Source organism: Clostridium acetobutylicum ATCC 824 (assembly GCF_000008765.1).
In the GTDB taxonomy this organism is placed as follows: Bacteria; Bacillota; Clostridia; order Clostridiales; family Clostridiaceae; genus Clostridium_S; species Clostridium_S acetobutylicum.
On sequence record NC_003030.1, the window covers coordinates 3,065,488 to 3,079,315 of the forward strand.

Consider the following 13,828-nt stretch of genomic DNA (forward strand, 5'->3'; position numbering starts at 1 on the left):
TACAGGGATTTATGTTTAATCACCATTGAATTAGGTAATGAATTTTATAGAAAAAGCATTACTTTTGTCATGGATATAAAATTAAACTTCTACAAATTCTATATTTATTTAATAAAACTTACCTTAAGCTCATTTCTATCTACAAGTCTTTTATATTTGTACTTAGGATACCCCACCATTACAGCTCCTGTTATTACCATATTTTCTTGAAGTTTAAACAAATCAATAAGAGGCTCATAATTATCAAAAGCACACATTTCAAATAATCCAGCAAAACAGCTTCCTAAACCTAGTGCTGTAGCAAAAAGCTCCATATACGAAAATGAGAAAATTGTATTCTCTCTTCCATTTTTAAATTCCTTAGGTGCAACTCCTAAAATAAGCGTTGGCGCATCTCTTAGTATTTTATCAATTCCTTTTTCTCTATAGTCCTTAACTTGTTTAGGAAAACTCCAGTGTGAAGGGTTATCTATTTGTGCCTCCATCCAATCTATTACAAACTCCGTTGCTTTTTTAAGTATTTTCTTATCCTTCACAACAATATATGATATATTCTGGCTATTACTGGCTGATGGGGCAAAATGCGCAATATTAACTAGCTTAACTAATTTATCATCTTCTACAGGCACGTTTTTATAGCACCTAATTGATCTTCTTGATCTTAAAAATAACTCAGCCAGTTTTTCATCTATTACTGGAAATTCCTTTAATTCTTCTTGTTTTGAAATAGAAGTTTTTACATTATCAATAGCTCCACTAGGACATACTGCTACACATTGTCCACATTCTATACAATTTGTTCCTTTAAGTTCTTTAGGTCCATCTTCTTCCATACCTAAAACTATTGATGGACATACCGCTGCACAAATTCCACACTTCTTGCACTTTAGCCTATCTACTTTAATTAACTCCATATAATTCATCCTTTCTTGTATAACCAAATTACTTACGCTATAATAATAGGCATTAATGCAATATTTAACAAGTACGCACTTTAAAGTAGTATAGTTACCACTTACATACTACAGAAAATTTTCTTTTGGAGGATAATACAATGATTAAATATAATGACACAGAATATCAATGTTCCATGGAGCTTACCTTAGACATTATAGGTGGAAAATGGAAGGTTCTAATTCTTTGGCACTTAGGTAAAGGAACCTTAAGATTTGGAGAGCTAATGAAAACTCTTCCTAAAATAACTCAAAAAATGTTAACTCAACAGCTCAGATCCTTAGAAGAAACAGGATTAATAAATAGATTTGTATATGCTTCCGTGCCACCTAAAGTAGAGTACTCTCTTACTGATACAGGAAAAAGCCTTCTTCCTATCCTAGAAAACCTTCGTCAATGGGCTCTTGATTACATAGAAAAAAATAAGGCTATACTTTAATATAATGTTTAAATATAGCCTATAAAAATTGAACATGTTCTCTTAATTTATATAAATTTCACAATTAATTAAAACAGTCTGTAATTGATTTTCACACTTACTTTTTCAATTACAGACTGTTTTGCTTTCTAATTATTTGATTACAACTCCTTTATGTACCAAACATCACATGCGTAGTGATCTGTTTCAATTAAAGGCTTTTCTAATTTCTTAAATCCATTTTTAACATAGAATTTATTAGCCGCAGTCATATTAGAAAAGGTTTCAAGATAGCATTTGTCATAGTATTTTTTTGCAAAATCCAAAGCTAGACCTAGCAAATCTTTTGCAATTCCAGTTCCCCTTGCTTCCTTGTATGAATACATCTTTTGAAGTTCACATACATTCTCAGCCCCATTTAGAGGTCCTATGCCACAGCCCGCTATTATCTTACCTTCTTCCTCAACAACCCAATACTTAGATTTTTTATCTTGATATATCTCATAAAAACGGCCCAAATCAGGATCTGTCCATGCGCAACCCGGCTTATCAGCACCAAACTCTATTAAACAAGTCCTTATAAGTGTTTCAACCTGCTCATTATCCTTCTTCTCTATCTCTCTTATTAACATAGCATGTCCTCCTATCGTTGTATATTTCTACTACCTTTGATTTAATTTTATTTTAAACACATATAATTTGATACCCCACGATTTCCCTTCATAAATTATATATCAAAACAATATTATTGTGTAGCTTAGTTTTCTTTACTTTCACATAATACTAAAATCTCAATAACTTATTAATACAAAACTTTCCTAAAAAAATAAATTCTTAATAATCTTTTTCTCTGTAAGTTCTTGAAATCCACTCCTTACCAAGTAGATTAAATATGTCTTCCTGCTCTATTTGAAGATTATGCCCTGCCATATCAAGTACTGCAAAGGTCGCTCTAGGATAGTTATCTAGTATATTCCATGCATCCTTGTATCCAACACTAGCATCTTGCTTTCCTAGCAACATTAGTGTAGGCTTATCAAATTTTTGTGGAAGCTTATCCACATCAAAAGAAAATCCATACCCCTCCCTCTGTAATCTCTCTAAAAAATCTTGATTTCCTAGTTTAATTCCAGACATTACCTCTTCCTTAAATCTAAGGTAAATCTTCTCATTTTGCACTACTGACATTGAACTAAACTCCTCTGCCTCCTCTTTATTGAGTTTAGACATTAATTTCTCATCATAAGCTAAAATAACATGTTCAGGTACTGTCCTCTTATTAAAGTCCGGTATTATAGCAGGACAAATAAGAAAAAGACCATTAACCTTTTCTCTAATCTTATAAACTACTCCTCTTGATAAATATCCTCCATAAGATTCTCCTACAAGTAAAAAATTTTCTCCCTTTGTAACCTTCATTATGAATTCCAGTATTATATCAAGCATATTATCAGAAGTTTTAATTGAATCCGAACTAGTTGACTTGCCCATGCCAGGAAGATCCACATATATTCTTTTATATCTACTCTCATCTGAAAATAGGTTTTCCATACATCCAAACATTATTGTATGATCCACAGAATAGCCGTGTAATATAATAATGGGCTCTCCTTCTCCTATAATATTATAATTTAAGACTACATCCTTTATATTAAGTTTCATATTCCCTCTCCTTAATATCACTTTGTTATTATTCAAAGCTTATTATAGCATATAATACAAAATATTTTTTTGTATCATATAAATTTAAAAATATTCTGTAGATATTATTAATAAAAAGTCAATTTTACTTAATTTCTGTAATATATTAAAATTAAAATCATTAAGTTATTTTTATATAAGGAGTGTATGTTATGAAAGTTGCAGTAATTGGCGCTGGTGCTATGGGCGGACTTTATGGCGCTTATTTATCACGTAAAAATGATGTCTATATGATTGATATTAATGAAAAAGTAGTTAAATCAATAAATGAAAATGGTTTAATTATATATGAGAGAGAAAATAATAAAAAAGAAAAATTCTTAGTATCTGCCTTTACAGATTCTTCAAACTTAGGTCCTATGGATTTAGTTATTATATTTGTAAAAAACCTTTACACAACATCTGCCTTAAAGAATAATCTAAACTTATTCAGCGATTCCACACTAGTAATTACACTTCAAAATGGTGCTGGAAACGATAGAGATTTAGAAAAGTTTATAAAAAAAGAAAATATACTTATTGGAACAACAGAACACAGCTGTTCAATTTTAGAGACAGGAGAAGTCTCTCACAACCAAGAAGGAATTACAAATATAGGCATGCTTGTTTACAATGATAATATAATAAAACGTATATCAGATGAGTTTAAAGCTTGCTCCTTAAAGACCGAGGTTTACCAAAACATTCAGGAAATTATTTGGAGCAAATTATTTATTAATATGGCTCTAAATTCTACAACAGCAATTTTAAATTGTAAGGTTGGATATCTTGAGAAAAGTAAAGATGCAAGCGAAATTGTACAGAGCATACTATCTGAAGCTGTTGATGTTGCTATTGCTGACGGGACTTTCTTTAATAAAAAAGAGGTAATTGATAAAGTTCAAAAATGTATTCGTGAGGATCTTCCTAACGCAATTACTTCTATGAATCAAGATGTTTCTAATAAAAGGTTAACTGAAATCGATCATATAAATGGTGCAGTGGCAAATTTAGCAAAGCTTTATAAAATACCAACTCCATATAATGATTGTATTATCCACATTATCCATGCACTAGAAGGCTTATATAATATATAATTCATATATAAAAGGTGATGCTTTATAAACATTGCATCACCTTATTATTCTAATTTCCAGATAATTGTTTCAAGTAATCCGTATAGCTTACTATTGAAACTGATCCATCTATTCCTCTATTCTTTCCAATTGTAAATATGTTACTCTTAGCAATTCCAATATTAGAATATGCCTCTACATCTGTTTTTTCATTTCCAAAACCATAATCAAACTCTATACCTTGGCTTTTGAGCTGATTCAAATAACCTGCTTTAAAGCTCTCTGCCTCTTCACCAAGAAGTACGTCCCCTCCAGTATATGTATGAAGTAACCCCATAGGGAATCCATTTTTCCAAAGCCAAGTTTGACTTTCCTCAGATAACCAATACGGCCTTGCTGTTAGGTATAATATTCCATATCCTTTAGAAGCATAATACTTAACTACATTATCTACATCTGGATACATTTTAGCCACATAATTTGAATTAAAAAATTCACCTGCATATTGTTTTACATCTTCAAAATCAGTAGTTGTCAATGTACCATCCATATCAAAAACAACATATTTCTTAGTATTGTCCAATACTTGAATATACATATTTGCAGAAGTTCCGTCTCCTTCTACATAAAGTTTAATCAAGTGCATTCCATAGCTTAGCTTCATATTATTAGGTATATTATATTTTATATGTCCATTAGTGTCTGTAACTGCTCGTCCTATTTTGTTCCATGATGGCGAACTTGAATCTAAAGAATATTCGTATATTGAAACCCACTCATTAGCTAATTTAACTCTGACATCTCCATATAAAAAATCACCTTCGATAACTTGAGGTTGATTTTTTGTATATATCTCATCGTAGCCATTATGATGAGGATGATGCTTAGTTACAATTTCTCTATTTATCCAACTATTAAATTCAGTTGGGCTTGGCTTTACAAATTCATCATCTTTAAAATCAAAATACCTTAAGGCTGAAGTATCTCTATCATTTACTGATAAAGCAAGTATCTTATTACCTCCTACAAAAATTAATGATATTAGAGTCAAAAAGGTTATCAATGTCTTAGTTTTAAAAATTTTACTCATAACTTCTCTCCTTTTAATGGTTTTTTATCCGTATTTTATGATACTATACAAATAATATCATTAAAAGTTATATATTGAAAACATTGCGTTAATTCTGTTTTACAAAAGTATATTTTAAACTAATTCATTTTTAAGAGCAAATATTGCAATTTGTGTCCTATCCCTCATCTCAAGCTTTGATAAAATCTCAGTTATATGATTTTTAACAGTTCCCTCTGTAACATACTGTTTTTCTGCTATTTCTTTATTTGAAAGTCCAGAACCTATTGCTATTATTATTTCTATTTGCCTATCTGTAAGCTTATACTTCTCCTTTATCTCATTAGAAGAAGGTGATGTTTTCATTACTCCACTAACCATTTTAGAGGCTATTTCTGGATTTACAACAACATTTCCTTTATAAACGCTTTTGACTGCATCTATTATGATTTCATATGAAGTATCTTTTAAAATATAACCATTTGCTCCATTTTTCATAGCCTCAAATATGTATTCATCATCCTTAAAAGTTGTAAGCACCAACACTTTTATATCTGAAAACTGATTTTTAATTATTTTAGTAGCTTTAACACCATCACATACAGGCATTCTGATATCTGTTAATACAACATCTACCTTTTCTCTTTTACAAATTTCAGCAGCTTCAATTCCATTCTCAGCTACTCCTATAACATTTATTTCGTCATTAGCATTTAATATTATTTTCAAACCATCACGTATTAATTTTTCATCATCTGCAATAACAACATTTATATTATCCAAAACCTTTACTCCTTTAGCTTTAATAATTTATAATAGAATTTTTTTCTTCTGATGATTTAGGTAAATTCACAGTCACTTCAAAACCTTTATCCCTTTCACTGTAAAACTCAATATTTCCTCCAAGCTTCTTTACTCTTTCCTCCATACCAGTCATACCAAAGCCCTTTTTTATTCCATCCGTTCCAACTCCATTATCCTTTATTCTTATGTAGAGTCTATCTTGATTAAATTGCATAGAAACCTCAACTAACGACGCTTTTCCATGCCTTATTGCATTATTTAAGGCCTCCTGAACAACTCTATAGCTTATAAAACTTTCATCTGAAGACAGTGACCTTTTCTCTTTTGAAAGTATAAACCTTATATCAGCAGATGTGAGCTTCTTATATTTTCTTATCATTTCCTCTATAGCAAAAACTCCTTCAAATCTATCGAAATCTGTAGGTTTAAGCTCTCTTACAGTTCTTCTTACATTTTCAATTCCACCTCTAACAAAGCCTGTCATTTCCTCTACAGTTTTTAAACTTTCCTCTTTATCACTTTTTATAAGATATAAAAGAGCTTGAAGCTGCATTAATACTGCCGATAATGTATGTCCAACAGAATCATGAATTTCCCTTGATATTCTATTTCTTTCCCTAAGAATGCTTAACTCTTCTACCGTTTCAGAATATCTTTCAAGCTTTTCATAAGCTCCCCTTAACTTTTCTTCCGATTCTCTGAGCCTATCATAAAGTCCCTGCGCCTCTATTTTTCTTTTTTGTTCTTCTCTAAAGCTGTCTCCTATAAAAACTAAAGTAAATATTAAAAGTATGCTAAAGAGAATATTTATTAAATTAGTTCCCGCCTTTAAACTAAAGGGAATTTTTACATTTTGAATAATTATTACAACTGAGCATATTATACCAGAAGCATACGCTTGAGTTTTAGAAAGCATTATAGATGAATCTAAAACAGATATAAAAAGAAATAGGAAACTAAAATTCCTTACATAACTATACATAAAACAAACTAAAACCAAATCTACTACCATAGAAACACTAACATACTTCCTATTCCTTAAATAATAAATTCTAAACTGAGTTACAATAATATACATAAGAAAAAATACTATAAAATAATACATCTCTGTATTTTTTAATTCACCATAAAAAACAGCACACATTCCTATGAGTAAATATACAGCATACCTAATAATGGTCAAAAAATAATAGCTTTTGTTTTTCAAAAAATCTCACTCCTACAAGTTTTCTAATGCCCAGTTTACAATGTATTCAAGTGGATTGTCATCATTTGATGGACATATATTGCTGCACATGCTTATAAGTCTATTGTTGCCATTTGACACACAAAAACCATATCCCGCCTTTTTTATTAGTTCGTAATCATTCATGTTATCACCTACAGAAATAACCTTATTAATATCAACACCCTCTAGATTGCACAAATTTTCTAGTGCTGCTCCCTTTGATAAACCCTTTGGAATTATTTCTAAATAATTTTCACCGCTTCTCACCAAATTAACCTTTCCAAAAAGCCTTTCAAAGTTTTCTTCTAAGTAATCCTCCTGATTTTTCTCTCCTACAACAAGAACTTTCGTCCACTTTTCTTTCCAAAGCTCTTCTGGAATTTCGTAGAATACACTGTAACCCCTTTTTTTAAATCTTTCAGTAAATCTGCAAGTGTTGTAAATATAGGTATTTTCATTACTGTATATTTCAATTCCAAAGGAAGTATCGTATTCCTTTACCTTTTTTATTATTTCTTTTACTCTATCATCTAATTCTATTTCAAATATAGTCTTACTTTTATTGAAATCATATATTTTAGCTCCGTTGTAAAGTATGACTGGTAAATCCACCTGAAGATTTCTTATATACCTATATGCTGATTCCATAGTTCTCCCAGTGGCTATAGTAAACCTCCCACCTAAACTTTGAAACTTTTTTATAGCATTAAGATTCTTTTCTGAAATTCTTTTATCACTGCCAATTAAAGTATCATCCATATCAGATATTAAAATCCATCCCTCAAATCTTTTGTTCAAATATATCACCCTTTAAAATTTTTTAACTAATTTAATTATAACAGCTGGGAAATAAAACAAACAGTTATAATTATTAAAAAATCAAACCTAATTATAAATACTTTTTATAATTATTTTAATAACCAATTATTAACTAAATAAGATGATATATAAAATCACTATTATTTAGGAAATCTATTATCATCCCTTTTTATAAAATTTAAATTGTAGTATCATAGATTATAAGCTTTATTAATTTATAGGAGGTCACTATTATGGAAAAAATCGCAAGTTTTACTGTTAACCACTTAACACTTCAACCAGGTGTTTATGTTTCGAGAAAAGATAAATTTGGTGATGTAGTTATTACTACTTTTGATATACGAATGACAAGTCCAAATGAGGAACCAGTTATGAATACCGCTGAGGTTCATACTATAGAACATCTAGGGGCAACTTTTTTAAGAAATCACGGAACATATGCAGAAAAAACAGTATACTTTGGGCCAATGGGATGCAGAACAGGCTTTTACTTGATTTTACAGGGAGATTATACTTCAAATGATATTGTACCTTTATTAAGGGAAATGTATAAATTCATTGCAGATTTTAAAGGTGAGGTTCCAGGTGCTGCTGCACGTGATTGTGGAAATTATCTTGACATGAACCTACCTATGGCAAACTACTGGGGAAAGAAATTTTCAGCTCTCCTAGATAACATATCTGAAGATAGATTAAATTATCCAGAGTAAATATTAAAATCAAGGCTATTGGAAATTATCCAATAGCCTTTTTATTTTGCATTAAACGCCAAATAATAACTATATTTTTGATTTTATATATTTTTTTATTGCATTTTATATAATAATTCAATTATTTACTTTTTTTTCAAAACATGCTATGATATATGTCAAAGGAGGGGGATATAATGAAAAAACTTTTCACAAATTTACTATTATTGTGCTCAATAGTTTTCCTTGGAGCACTTTTAAATGGACATAACGTGCAAGCTAGTGATTCATTTACATATCCTAGTGCATATGGTTGGTGGTCAGTAGACAATGGCTATGACGTTAATAATGTTAACAGTAGAATGGTTAGTGGCGATTTTAATGGCGATGGTAAAGCCGATGTTGCTACCTTCTATGACTACGGTAATGGTGCTTCTAGAATTCATGTATTCACATCAAATGGAAGTTCCTTTGACTATGCTAGTGCGTATGGTTGGTGGAATACTCCAAGCGGTTATGACCCTAAGAGAATTACAGCTGTTGTAGCTGGTGATTTTAACGGTGATCACAAGGATGATATTGCGGTTATATATAATTACGGTAATTCTGAAACAAGAATTCATGTATTCATTTCTACTGGAAGTTCCTTTAGTTATACTGATTGTAACGGTTGGTGGAATGCTACTGGTTATGATGCTGGAAGAATTACAGGAGCTGTAGCTGGTGACTTTAATGGTGATGGTAAATCGGATATTGCTACTATGTACGATTATGGCGGAGGTGAAACTAGAATTCACGTATTCACTTCAACTGGAAGTTCATTTACCTATACTGGTGCAAATGGCTGGTGGAACTCTACTGGTTATGATTCCAACAGAGTTAAAGGAAGAGTTGTAGCTGGTGATTTTAATGGTGACGGTAAAACTGATATTGCTGCTATGTATGATTACGGTGGTAGTGAAAGTCGCATCCATGTATTTCTTTCTACTGGAGATTCCTTTAAGTACACTGGGGCAAATGGTTGGTGGAGCACTACTGGATACGATGCTAACAAAGTTACTGGAAGGCTTGTAGCTGGTGACTTTAATGGTGATGGCAAAGCTGATATTGCTGCTATGTACGATTATGGCAACGCAGAAACTAGAATCCATGTATTAACCTCTAACGGCGACTCTTTTACCTACACTGGAGCAAACGGTTGGTGGAATACCACTGGTTATGATGCTAACAGAGTTACTGGAAGGGTTGTAGCTGGTGACTTTAATGGTGATCACAAAGCTGACATCGCCGCTTTCTATGATTATGGGAGTTCTGCTTCTAGAATTCACGTTTTTACTTCAAACGCTGATTCTCCCGAATCTTCAAAAGGAGCAGAGCTAGTAGCCTATGCTGAAAGCTTCTTAGGCGTACCTTATGTATGGGGTGGTGCAGATCCTAGTGGATTTGACTGTTCCGGTTTAGTTCAATACTGCTACGAACACTTTGGAGTAGATCTTCCACGTACTACCTACGATCAGGTTAACTGTGGTACTACTGTAACAGATGATCTTCAGCCAGGAGATTTATTATTCTTTGGCTCTGCAACAAGTCCAACTCACGTGGCTATTTATGCCGGAAATAGTAAAATGGTTGAAGCACCTCATACAGGCGCAAATGTAAGACTTGTCGATATTAGGTCCTACTTTATAGCAAAGAGAATATTTAACTAAAAAGAAGCTGTCCTATTTCGGACAGCTTTTTATGAAATCTTACTTAATAATGATATATGCACACAATTTCTTAAAAGAAGTGCAATAATATATTTAAAATTCCTAATGTTATATTTTATAATATTATATTAATATTAACATTACTTTATTTTTTTTCAATATATGCTATAATATGTATGAAAGGGAGGTATTATTAATGAAAAAAATTTTTACTAATGTATTATTAGTAGGCTTTTTAGTCTTTATTAGTGCAATTTTATATGGACACAGTGTACAAGCTAGTGATTCTTTTACTTACGCTAGTGCAAACGGTTGGTGGAGTACTCCTAGCGGTTATGATGTCAATAATGTTGGTAGTAGAATGGTAAGTGGAGACTTTAACGGAGATGGCAAGGCCGATGTTGCAACCTTCTATGATTATGGTAATGGTGCTTCTAGAATTCATGTATTTACTTCTACTGGAAGTTCATTTGATTATTCTTCAAACGGTTGGTGGAGTACTCCTAGTGGCTACACTGCAAGTAGAATTGCAGCTGTTGTAGCTGGTGATTTTAACGGTGATGGTAAAGATGATATTGCTGCCATATACGATTATGGTGGTGGTCAAACAAGAATTCATGTATTTATTTCTACCGGAAAATCCTTTAGTTATACCGATTCTAATGGATGGTGGAGCACTCCTAGTGGCTACACTGCAAGTAGAATTACAGGTGCTGTAGCTGGCGATTTTAATGGTGATGGTAAAGATGATATTGCTACTATGTACGATTATGGCAACAGCGAAACAAGAATTCATGTATTTACTTCTACTGGAAGTTCCTTTAATTACAGTGGTCCAAGCGGTTGGTGGAGTTCCACTGGTTATGATTCCAACAGAGTTAAAGGAAGAATTGTAGCTGGTGATTTTAATGGTGATGGTAAAACTGATATTGCTGCTATGTATGATTATGGTAATACAGCTTCTAGGATTCATGTATTCACTTCCACTGGAAGTTCCTTTAACTACAGTGGTCCAAACGGTTGGTGGAGTACTCCTAGCGGTTATGATGCTAATAAGGTTACAGGTAGACTTGTAGCTGGCGATTTCAATGGCGACAAAAAAGCTGATATTGCTGCTATGTACGATTATGGTAATACAGCTTCTAGAATTCATGTATTCACTTCTACTGGGAGCTCTTTTAGCTATACAAATTCTAATGGTTGGTGGGGAGTTTCTAGCGGATACGACGCTAATAGAGTCACAGGTAGAGTTGTAGCTGGTGACTTTAATGGTGATGGTAGCGCTGATATTGCTGCCTTTTACGATTATGGCAACACAGCTTCTAGAATTCATGTATTTACTTCAAACGCTGTTCCTACTCCTAATAAAGGAGCTCAGTTAGTAGCTTATGCAAGAACCTTTATAGGTGTACCTTATGTATGGGGTGGTACAGATCCTAGTGGATTCGATTGTTCAGGCTTAGTTATGTATTGTTATGCACACTTTGGAGTAAATCTCCCACATTATACAGGAGATCAAGTTAAATATGGAACTGTTGTTACAAACCTTCAACCAGGAGATTTATTATTCTTCGGTTCTACATCTGATCCTTATCATGTAGCTATTTATTCAGGTAATGGTTATATGATAGAGGCTCCAAAAACTGGTGAAACTGTTCACGAAACACCTATTAGATCATACTCTATAGCAAAGAGAATATTTAATTAAAAAGAAGCTGTCCTACTCTGGACAGCTTCTTTTTATGCAACTTAATTCTATGTTTTATATTATGGATTTATATATTTTCCTAATTACGTACAGTCCCAACAACATTTTTCATTCCAAATAGTGAACTACACTGATTATCCTCAGTTTTAATTCTTTATTTATTCACAACATTAATTGGACATCCATCAACAAACTGCTTTAAATTATTCACAGCTATGTTCATAAGTCTTTGTCTTGCTTCACTAGTCGCCCATGCAATATGTGGTGTTATTATGCAGTTCTCCGCTTTTAAAAGTGGATTATCTTCTTTTATAGGCTCAAAGGATACAACATCAAGCGCTGCTGCGTAAACCTTATTCTCCTTTAAAGCTTCATATAAATCTCTTTCATTTATAAGTCCACCTCTTGCTGTATTTATTATAATTACTCCATTCTTCATTTTTTTGATACTAGCTTTATTTATCATTTCTTTGTTATCATCTTTTAGCGGACAGTGAAGAGAGATCACATCTGCCTCTTTAAAAAGAGTATCTAAGCTTACAAACTTCATACTTTCATTTTCATATTTCTTGTCTGGATGTGGAGTATACACAAAAACCTTCATTCCTAGAGCTTCTGCCGCTTTCTGCATAGCTTTTCCTATGCTTCCATATCCAACAAGACCTATTGTTTTACCTGAAAGCTCAATTATAGGATATTTTAAATAAGAAAAATCAGCACAATTCTGCCAATCTCCCTTCTTTACTGATGCATTATGTTGCCCAACATGTCCGCATATTTCAAGTATAAGTGCCATGGACATTTGGACTACCGATGAAGTGCTATATTGTGGAATATTGGTTACCACTATTCCTTTTTTCTTTGCAAACTCTAAGTCAACTACATTGTACCCTGTTGCAAGAACACCTATATATTTGAGTTTGGGAAGTTTTTCAATTACCTTACTTGTTATTATAGTTTTATTAGTCAAAATAGCTTCAGCATCTCTAGCCCTTTCAATTGTCTTTTCTTCTTCTTTTCCTGTATAATCTGTTCTATCATATACAGTTAAATCTCCAATTTCTTTAAAAGCTTCCCAGGACATATCTCCAGGGTTTAAAGTATATCCATCTAAAACTACTATCTTCAATTTTCTTCCCTCCATAAAACCTTGTCATTTTTTATTATTTCTTTATTATCTCTACCTGTTGGAATAGTTCTAATAACATTAAATTCTGCAAAGTTATCCGTTATATTTTCAAGAGTATGAATATTATTACCCATCCTAATAACCATACCTTTAGTTATTACTCTTGATTTTTCTAATCCTTCTTCCATCCATTTCAAAACTATTTGTCCCTTGGTAACTATAACTGCTTCATCAATAGTTCTATGTTTATGATACTCTTGAATTGAATGTGGAGGAATTTTATTTAAGTGTATTTCGTACTCATTAAATATAAAATAATCGACTTCAGTTCCATTTTCTTTTTTAACAGATATGGCATCATCTTTCGTATATATTTTTAAATTACACATAAACACTCTCCTTTTTTAATTTTTTATAGACATGATTAGAATTATTCCGTACTTAAATTAAATGTAAAACTTTTACTGTATATGATTTATTAATGTGTTATATCCTTTCAATAGAACAAAACCCTTGATTTTTTTAATACTTTCAAGGGTTTTATA

Annotated in this window: 14 protein-coding genes; 5 read left to right on the plus strand and 9 right to left on the minus strand. The window is 32.0% G+C overall.

Annotation, left to right across the window (positions count from 1 at the left end; all coding sequences use genetic code 11):
* Positions 1-104: 104 nt before the first annotated feature.
* Positions 105-914: a nitroreductase family protein gene (locus tag CA_RS15090; protein ID WP_010966216.1), complete on the minus strand. Its 810-nt coding sequence runs from the start codon at positions 912-914 to the stop codon at positions 105-107.
* 140 nt (positions 915-1,054) lie between these two features.
* Here CA_RS15090 and CA_RS15095 point away from each other — a divergent pair, with 140 nt between their 5' ends.
* A complete protein-coding gene (locus tag CA_RS15095) occupies positions 1,055-1,393 on the plus strand; it encodes a winged helix-turn-helix transcriptional regulator (RefSeq protein ID WP_010966217.1) in 339 nt (112 codons plus the stop codon).
* 140 nt (positions 1,394-1,533) lie between these two features.
* Here the strand turns inward: CA_RS15095 and CA_RS15100 are convergent, their stop codons facing one another.
* Together CA_RS15100 and CA_RS15105 are read right to left on the minus strand one after the other, a co-directional pair.
* Positions 1,534-2,004 (minus strand): GNAT family N-acetyltransferase, encoded by a 471-nt coding sequence (locus CA_RS15100; protein WP_010966218.1) that lies wholly within the window; start codon positions 2,002-2,004, stop codon positions 1,534-1,536.
* A 202-nt stretch (positions 2,005-2,206) separates the two neighbouring features.
* Positions 2,207-3,034: an alpha/beta fold hydrolase gene (locus tag CA_RS15105; protein ID WP_010966219.1), complete on the minus strand. Its 828-nt coding sequence runs from the start codon at positions 3,032-3,034 to the stop codon at positions 2,207-2,209.
* A gap of 191 nt (positions 3,035-3,225) precedes the next feature.
* Between CA_RS15105 and CA_RS15110 the strand changes: the two genes are divergently transcribed.
* Positions 3,226-4,149 (plus strand): 2-dehydropantoate 2-reductase, encoded by a 924-nt coding sequence (locus CA_RS15110; protein ID WP_010966220.1) that lies wholly within the window; start codon positions 3,226-3,228, stop codon positions 4,147-4,149.
* Positions 4,150-4,198: 49 nt separating this feature from the next.
* Here CA_RS15110 and CA_RS15115 read toward each other — a convergent pair whose 3' ends face one another.
* The 4 genes from CA_RS15115 to CA_RS15130 all read right to left on the minus strand — a co-directional run bounded on the left by CA_RS15115 (position 4,199) and on the right by CA_RS15130 (position 8,027).
* Positions 4,199-5,218, minus strand: coding sequence for a lipin/Ned1/Smp2 family protein (locus CA_RS15115; protein WP_010966221.1), 1,020 nt, complete (start codon positions 5,216-5,218; stop codon positions 4,199-4,201).
* Positions 5,219-5,332: 114 nt separating this feature from the next.
* A complete protein-coding gene (locus tag CA_RS15120) occupies positions 5,333-5,980 on the minus strand; it encodes a response regulator transcription factor (RefSeq protein ID WP_010966222.1) in 648 nt (215 codons plus the stop codon).
* 19 nt (positions 5,981-5,999) lie between these two features.
* A complete protein-coding gene (locus tag CA_RS15125; protein ID WP_010966223.1) occupies positions 6,000-7,208 on the minus strand; it encodes a sensor histidine kinase in 1,209 nt (402 codons plus the stop codon).
* Between the two features lie 12 nt (positions 7,209-7,220).
* Entirely contained in the window at positions 7,221-8,027 is an 807-nt protein-coding gene (locus CA_RS15130; protein ID WP_010966224.1) for a Cof-type HAD-IIB family hydrolase, read from the minus strand.
* Between the two features lie 254 nt (positions 8,028-8,281).
* On the opposite strand from CA_RS15130, the gene CA_RS15135 reads away from it, so the two are divergent.
* The 3 genes from CA_RS15135 to CA_RS15145 all read left to right on the plus strand — a co-directional run bounded on the left by CA_RS15135 (position 8,282) and on the right by CA_RS15145 (position 12,154).
* Complete coding sequence (locus CA_RS15135; protein WP_010966225.1) at positions 8,282-8,758, plus strand: S-ribosylhomocysteine lyase; 477 nt, start codon at positions 8,282-8,284, stop codon at positions 8,756-8,758.
* A gap of 176 nt (positions 8,759-8,934) precedes the next feature.
* On the plus strand, positions 8,935-10,446 hold the full coding sequence (locus CA_RS15140; protein WP_010966226.1) for an NlpC/P60 family protein: 1,512 nt from the start codon (positions 8,935-8,937) through the stop codon (positions 10,444-10,446).
* Positions 10,447-10,642: 196 nt separating this feature from the next.
* Complete coding sequence (locus CA_RS15145; RefSeq protein ID WP_010966227.1) at positions 10,643-12,154, plus strand: FG-GAP-like repeat-containing protein; 1,512 nt, start codon at positions 10,643-10,645, stop codon at positions 12,152-12,154.
* 154 nt (positions 12,155-12,308) lie between these two features.
* Here the strand turns inward: CA_RS15145 and CA_RS15150 are convergent, their stop codons facing one another.
* The gene (locus CA_RS15150; RefSeq protein ID WP_010966228.1) at positions 12,309-13,283 is read right to left on the minus strand and encodes a D-2-hydroxyacid dehydrogenase; all 975 of its coding nucleotides are present in this window, start codon (positions 13,281-13,283) and stop codon (positions 12,309-12,311) included.
* Positions 13,280-13,672, minus strand: a complete 393-nt coding sequence (locus CA_RS15155) for a hypothetical protein (RefSeq protein WP_010966229.1) — start codon at positions 13,670-13,672, stop codon at positions 13,280-13,282. Before CA_RS15155 ends, CA_RS15150 begins: the two co-directional genes overlap by 4 nt.
* Positions 13,673-13,828: the final 156 nt, after the last annotated feature.

Coding starts and splice junctions, on each gene's coding strand:
- CA_RS15090 (WP_010966216.1), bottom strand. CDS start 914: ATGGAGTTAATTAAAGTAGATAGGCTAAAGTGCAAGAAGTGTGGAATT.
- CA_RS15095 (WP_010966217.1), top strand. CDS start 1,055: ATGATTAAATATAATGACACAGAATATCAATGTTCCATGGAGCTTACC.
- CA_RS15100 (WP_010966218.1), bottom strand. CDS start 2,004: ATGTTAATAAGAGAGATAGAGAAGAAGGATAATGAGCAGGTTGAAACA.
- CA_RS15105 (WP_010966219.1), bottom strand. CDS start 3,034: ATGAAACTTAATATAAAGGATGTAGTCTTAAATTATAATATTATAGGA.
- CA_RS15110 (WP_010966220.1), top strand. CDS start 3,226: ATGAAAGTTGCAGTAATTGGCGCTGGTGCTATGGGCGGACTTTATGGC.
- CA_RS15115 (WP_010966221.1), bottom strand. CDS start 5,218: ATGAGTAAAATTTTTAAAACTAAGACATTGATAACCTTTTTGACTCTA.
- CA_RS15135 (WP_010966225.1), top strand. CDS start 8,282: ATGGAAAAAATCGCAAGTTTTACTGTTAACCACTTAACACTTCAACCA.
- CA_RS15140 (WP_010966226.1), top strand. CDS start 8,935: ATGAAAAAACTTTTCACAAATTTACTATTATTGTGCTCAATAGTTTTC.
- CA_RS15145 (WP_010966227.1), top strand. CDS start 10,643: ATGAAAAAAATTTTTACTAATGTATTATTAGTAGGCTTTTTAGTCTTT.
- CA_RS15155 (WP_010966229.1), bottom strand. CDS start 13,672: ATGTGTAATTTAAAAATATATACGAAAGATGATGCCATATCTGTTAAA.